Genomic DNA, 1,573 nt, shown 5'->3' with positions numbered 1-1,573 from the left:
GCCGGGAGACGTGGTTCTTCACCGTCTTCTCCGCCAGGTAGAGCCGCTCGCCGATCTGCGAAGTCCTCGAAGGACAGCTCGACGCCGTACGTCCGGGCGACGGCGCTCAGCACCCGGGTGGCGACCAGCGAGTCGCCGCCGAGGAGGAAGAAGTCCGAGTCCGCCGTGACGTCGGAACTCTCCAGGACGCGACGGAAGATCGCCGCCACGCCCTCCGCGTCGGCGGACGCGGTGTCAACGCTGCTCATCAGTGCTCTCCTTTGACCTACGGGTGCGCCGAAGCGGGCACCCGGTGGTGGGTCCGGATGGCAGGCCTGCATGGGGTGGGCCTGATGACGGGCCCCGGCCCGGCGGCGCGGGGCGTGTCCCGGCCGCGGCCGTCCCGGGCCGGCGCCCCGAGGGGGCGGGCCTTGCGAGGAGCCTTGCGAGGACGGCCCAGGGGGGCGGGCCGTTACGAGGGGGAGGCGCCCGGGGACTGCCCGGGGCCGGGCCCGACTGCCGAGTGACGGCGGTGCGTACCGGCGCGGTCGACCTTGCCGCTCGCGGTGCGCACCAGCTCGGGGACCACGGCGATCCGGCCGGGCACGAGATGGCCGGGCACCCTGCTGCCCAGGTACCTGCGGAGGTCGGCGTCCAAGGTGCCGGCCTCGGCCCCCGGACGCGCGACCACGTAGGCGACCAGGACCGACCGGCCGGCCGCCGTCACACCGGTCACGGACGCCGCGGCGACGCCCGGGTGGCCGGTGATCTCCGCCTCGACCTCGGCCGGGTCGACCCGGATGCCGCGGACCTTCAATTCGCCGTCCAGCCGCCCCCGGTGGGTCAGCACGCCGTCCGGCGCACGGCTCACCCGGTCGCCGGTACGGAACCAGCGGGTCCCGTCGGCGGCGGTGAACCGCGCCTCGGTGGCCTCCGGCCGTCCGTGGTACCCGAGCGCCACCGCCGGGCCGCCGATCAGCAACTCGCCCTGCTCGCCGATCCGTTCCAGGACGTGCGGCAGCGCGCGGCCGATCGGCACCCGGTCCCCTGCCGCCCACGGCCGGTCCCGCCCGGGCGCCTGCGGCCCGTGCAGGTCGACGGCGTGGGTGATCAGCGTGGTCTCGGTGGACCCGTACGTGTTGAGCAGCCGGATCCGGCCGGTGTCCAGGGCCGCCCAGTCGGCGAGCCGGGCCGGGTTGGCCGCCTCGCCGCCGATCACCACAAGCCGGACGGAGTCGGGGAGCGTCCGCCGCTCCTCGGCGAGGTGGAGCACCAGCTCGTGCCAGAACGCGGTCGGCAGGTCCAGAACGGTGATCCGCTCGCGCCCGGCCGTCCGCAGGAACCGGGGGAACGAGCCGGAGTGCGCCTCCTTGTCGAAGACGAGCGCGGCGCCCGCGGTGAGGGCCGGGAGGATCTCCTCGAAGCAGGTGTCCCAGTTCAGCGAGGCGAACTGCAGCACCCGGTCGTCAGGCGTCAGCCCGAACAGCTCCCGCAGCGACCGGGTGGCCGCGGAGATCGCCCGACGGGGCGTCACGACGGGTTTCGGCTCGCCGGTCGAACCCGACGTGAACAGCACGTAGGCCGGCTGCTCCGG

2 protein-coding genes are annotated in these 1,573 nt (G+C 75.0%); both read right to left on the bottom strand.

Annotated elements, in window-relative coordinates:
• Positions 1–248: acyl carrier protein (locus ABZ885_RS40850; protein ID WP_360200237.1), on the bottom strand; the 248-nt coding region annotated here is incomplete at its 3' end.
• Between the two features lie 203 nt (positions 249–451).
• Positions 452–1,573: AMP-binding protein (locus ABZ885_RS40845; protein WP_360200235.1), on the bottom strand; the 1,122-nt coding region annotated here is incomplete at its 5' end.

The organism is Kitasatospora sp. NPDC047058, from assembly GCF_040643935.1.
GTDB lineage: Bacteria > Actinomycetota > Actinomycetes > Streptomycetales > Streptomycetaceae > Kitasatospora.
Note: the sequence above shows the minus strand (reverse complement) of the source record. Positions and strands in the feature narration are given on the sequence as shown.